General features: G+C 37.9%; 7 protein-coding genes. All 7 read left to right on the plus strand.

The window, feature by feature from the left end; genetic code table 11:
- On the plus strand, positions 1 to 1,167 hold a 1,167-nt coding region (locus ENL20_08435; protein HHE38583.1), incomplete at its 5' end, for a hypothetical protein.
- A gap of 25 nt (positions 1,168 to 1,192) precedes the next feature.
- The gene (locus ENL20_08440) at positions 1,193 to 1,585 is read left to right on the plus strand and encodes a rhodanese-like domain-containing protein (GenBank protein ID HHE38584.1); all 393 of its coding nucleotides are present in this window, start codon (positions 1,193 to 1,195) and stop codon (positions 1,583 to 1,585) included.
- A 23-nt stretch (positions 1,586 to 1,608) separates the two neighbouring features.
- Positions 1,609 to 2,358 (plus strand): sulfite exporter TauE/SafE family protein, encoded by a 750-nt coding sequence (locus tag ENL20_08445; protein ID HHE38585.1) that lies wholly within the window; start codon positions 1,609 to 1,611, stop codon positions 2,356 to 2,358.
- 34 nt (positions 2,359 to 2,392) lie between these two features.
- Positions 2,393 to 2,623, plus strand: a complete 231-nt coding sequence (locus tag ENL20_08450; protein ID HHE38586.1) for a thioredoxin family protein — start codon at positions 2,393 to 2,395, stop codon at positions 2,621 to 2,623.
- A gap of 319 nt (positions 2,624 to 2,942) precedes the next feature.
- Entirely contained in the window at positions 2,943 to 3,143 is a 201-nt protein-coding gene (locus ENL20_08455; protein HHE38587.1) for a hypothetical protein, read from the plus strand.
- A gap of 215 nt (positions 3,144 to 3,358) precedes the next feature.
- Entirely contained in the window at positions 3,359 to 3,715 is a 357-nt protein-coding gene (locus ENL20_08460; protein HHE38588.1) for an arsenate reductase ArsC, read from the plus strand.
- On the plus strand, positions 3,712 to 3,823 hold a 112-nt coding region (locus ENL20_08465; protein HHE38589.1), incomplete at its 3' end, for an arsenical-resistance protein. The genes ENL20_08460 and ENL20_08465, both read left to right, overlap by 4 nt.

The raw sequence follows: 3,823 nt of genomic DNA on the forward strand, positions 1-3,823 counted from the left end.
GCTCAACTTCACGTAATCTTGTGCCTGCTTCCGGCTTTGTTCATCGCCGGAGCTATTAGTGTATTTATCAGTCAAGCAGCGGTAATAAAATATCTGGGAGCAAAAGCAAAGAAAGTTACGGCTTATGCAGTTGCTTCTGTATCAGGTGCAATTTTAGCAGTTTGTTCCTGCACTATTTTACCACTGTTCAGCGGAATTTACAAACGAGGTGCCGGGTTAGGACCTGCCACAGCTTTTCTCTATTCCGGACCTGCCATCAATGTTTTAGCGATAATTTTAACCGCACGAGTATTGGGAATGGAAATTGGTATTGCCAGAGCTGTTGGAGCAATCGTATTCAGCGTGATCATCGGTTTGATAATGGCATTTATTTTCCGCAAAGAAGAACAGGAAAAAGCCAAGCAGCAGTTACTGATGCCGGAGCAGGAAGTTACGCGACCGTTATGGCAGGAAATCATTCACTTTGGAATAATGGTTCTAATTCTGATCTTTGCCAATTGGGGGAAACCGTCTATTGATGCCGGTCTTTGGGCTGCTATTTATAACGCAAAATGGATTATTACCGCGATTCTCGCAGTCTTTTTTGGATTAGTATTGAACCGTATTTTCAATATGAAATTATGGAAAATACTTTTAACTGCCGCAGTTGTAATTCTCGTTCACATCGTTTTTAAAGGAAATAATATGATCACTTTTGTAACCGGAATTATAGGGCTTTCCTATTTCACCAGCACTTCCGAAGGTGAAATGGGAGAATGGTTTTCTTCCACCTGGGGATTTGCCAAACAGATTCTTCCGCTTCTATTTCTGGGAGTTCTTATTGCAGGTTCTTTATTGGGAAGACCGGGACACGAAGGATTGATCCCATCCGAATGGATAGTAAAACTGGTAGGAGGAAATTCCATTTGGGCGAATTTATTCGCATCAGTCAGCGGAGCTTTTATGTATTTCGCAACACTCACAGAAGTTCCAATCCTGCAAGGGCTACTTGGAAACGGAATGGGTAAAGGACCTGCTCTGGCATTGTTATTGGCAGGACCTGCTTTGTCGCTTCCCAATATGCTGGTAATTCGCAGCGTGATGGGAATAAAAAAGACATTAGTTTTTGTTTCAACTGTTATTGTGATGGCAACGATTTCCGGAGTTATTTTCGGGATGATATATTAAATGAGATAGAAAAGGGAGGATTAAAATGGAAAGATTAAACAAAGTATTAAAATCAATGACATTAGAATTTTTCGGCAGCGGAAAACACAAAATATCACCTACTGCTCATTTGTCCGAATCAAACTCTCTATTCCTTGATGTCAGATCAAAAGAAGAAGTTGAAACGATTGCATTCAGTTTAGTTCATCATATGCCGGTTTTGCATATTCCAATATGTGAAATTCCGGAGAGATTGGCAGAAATTCCGCAGGATAAAATTGTTGGTATTTTTTGCTCGTCGGGGGTCAGATCAACTATGGTTTATTTCTATTTGAGAGGTCTCGGCTATAAAAATGTACGCATAATTGAAGGCGGATACGCAGAACTGGCAGGAGAATTTAAACCCGGGAAATTGCTTAAACATTTAGCAAAGAAATAATAGAGATATAATCGGGAGATATTATGGAATTATTATTTATTTCACCCATTTTGTTTTTTGTGATCTCATTTCTCTTTTCCATGCTGGGAATGGGTGGTTCACAGCTTTATATCCCTATTTTGTATTGGATGGGAATGGATTTTAAAACTCAAGCCATACCTTTGGGAATGTTATTGAATGTCGTGAACAGTTCTTCAGCTTCGATAACATATGGATTAAAGAAATTAATTGATTTCAAAGTAGCAATACCTTTTGGAATTGCAATGATATTGCTTGCTCCACTTGGTGCGTGGCTAAATATAAATTTACCAACAAGACCAATGATCTTCATTTTTGCAATCTTTACGGCAATTGCTGCCATCTTGATGCTAAGTGGATGGAAACCTAAAAGAGGAGAGATGACTTCCAAAGAAAGAACTGTGTTAGGAGTTTCCGGTGGATCGATCTTAGGTTTCTTTGCGGGATTGCTGGGAAGAGGCGGCGGAAGTTTTGTGGTACCGTTACTTTATATTGCCGGTTTAGAAGCTAAGGCAGCCGCTGCGACATCTGCCTTTGTTGTTACTTGTTCCGGTTTATCCAGTTTCTTTTCGCACATTGTAACTGCTGCCCAACCGAGATGGTCAATTTGGCTTCTTTGTGTTTTAGCTGTTTTACTTGGAAGTCAATTAGGTTCACGAGTAATGGCAACAAAGCTGAAATCAAAGAATATTAAAATCGTCTTTGGAACGGTTCTATTATTCGTTGCAGCAATTTTGATTATTCAAAATTTTTAATAATAAATCGAGATAAATAAAAAAGGAGAAAATAATGATTATCAAAGTATTGGGAACAGGATGCGCTAAGTGCATTCAACAAGAACGAGCGGTAGTAAAAGCTATTGAAAAAACAGGCGTAGATGCAACAGTAGAAAAAGTAACTGAAATTAACGATATTATGAATTACGGTGTGATGATGACACCGTCACTCGTTATTGATGAAAAAGTCGTTTCAATGGGAAAAGTTCTTTCTGTTGATGATATTGAAAAGCTGATCAAATAAATTGTAACTCAAAGCTCCTGCTTTGAGATGAAACCATCGGAATGTTCAGTTTATAGATCTTCCGATTGTTTGATCAATATAAATTCAACATTCCAAAGATTCGACTTAGTCGAAACATTTGGAAGTTAAATCGTCACAAAACCTTGCGAATGGTTTCCAACAGATGATATCTTCCTGTTTAACCTTCGCAATGGCTAGGAAAGAATTTATGAAAATAGAAATTGAAAACAAAGAATTCGTTGAATATGTAAAAACTCACGGTGGTGTGATTTCAATTGGAAATTACTATCAGGTTGTAGGCTGATGAAATGCTTATAAAATGCCGTCCGGTCGGATGGCTTCGCCGGATAAAATGTTCAATCCGAGAAAATTAGATGAATATTATATTTTTTCCAAAAACGGAATAAAAGTTTTCATTGAAAAAGGTCTTATTAGGGAAACTGAGGAAATTGAGTTTTTAATAATTTCCACAGCAAAATATAAGATCATCAAAAATAGAGATAAAATTAAAATTGTTTAGAGGTGCAAAATGGAAAAGAAAGAAGTAAAATGTGAAGGTTGCGGAAAGATGACCGGTAAAGATGAAATTCGAAACATTCAAATTCAAGGATGTTGTAGTACGCAGAATGTTCCTTTATGTAAAAGCTGCTGGGAAAAATTTCATAAGAAGAACCAGGATGTAAAAAAGTGAAAAAAGTACTGTTTTTGTGCACCGGAAATTCCTGTCGCAGCCAGATGGCAGAAGGTTTTCTGAAACAATATTCAAACTTCGAAGTGTTTTCTGCCGGTACAGATCCGGGTGATTTTGTGCAGCCTTTTGCTATAGAAGTGATGAGAGAAGTGGGAATTGACATTTCCTCTCATAAACCGGAAGCTGTGCAAAAATATCTAAATAATGAATTTGATTATGTGATCACCGTTTGTGACGGAGCCAAAGAATCTTGTCCGGTTTTTACAGGAAAGGTAGCGCATAGACTTCACATTGGCTTTGATGATCCGCACGGGAAATCTATGGATATATTTAGAAGAGTGCGTGATAAGATCAAAGAAAAAATTGATGAATTTACCGGAGAGTTCAGGGAGGAAGATTGAGTCAATTTTGTGAAGTTACCGAAAAAAAAGCAAAAACACGCGAGATGAATGTTTTTGAAAAATATCTCACTTTATGGGTTGCCCTCTGCATCGTAGCAGGAATAGCAC

It is taken from the genome of Candidatus Cloacimonadota bacterium (genome assembly GCA_011372345.1).
Taxonomy (GTDB): Bacteria; Cloacimonadota; Cloacimonadia; order Cloacimonadales; family TCS61; genus DRTC01.

Excerpts from the sequence above, each read along its gene's own strand:
- ENL20_08440 (HHE38584.1), top strand. The coding sequence starts at position 1,193 with ATGGAAAGATTAAACAAAGTATTAAAATCAATGACATTAGAATTTTTC.
- ENL20_08445 (HHE38585.1), top strand. The coding sequence starts at position 1,609 with ATGGAATTATTATTTATTTCACCCATTTTGTTTTTTGTGATCTCATTT.
- ENL20_08450 (HHE38586.1), top strand. The coding sequence starts at position 2,393 with ATGATTATCAAAGTATTGGGAACAGGATGCGCTAAGTGCATTCAACAA.
- ENL20_08455 (HHE38587.1), top strand. The coding sequence starts at position 2,943 with ATGCCGTCCGGTCGGATGGCTTCGCCGGATAAAATGTTCAATCCGAGA.
- ENL20_08460 (HHE38588.1), top strand. The coding sequence starts at position 3,359 with ATGGCAGAAGGTTTTCTGAAACAATATTCAAACTTCGAAGTGTTTTCT.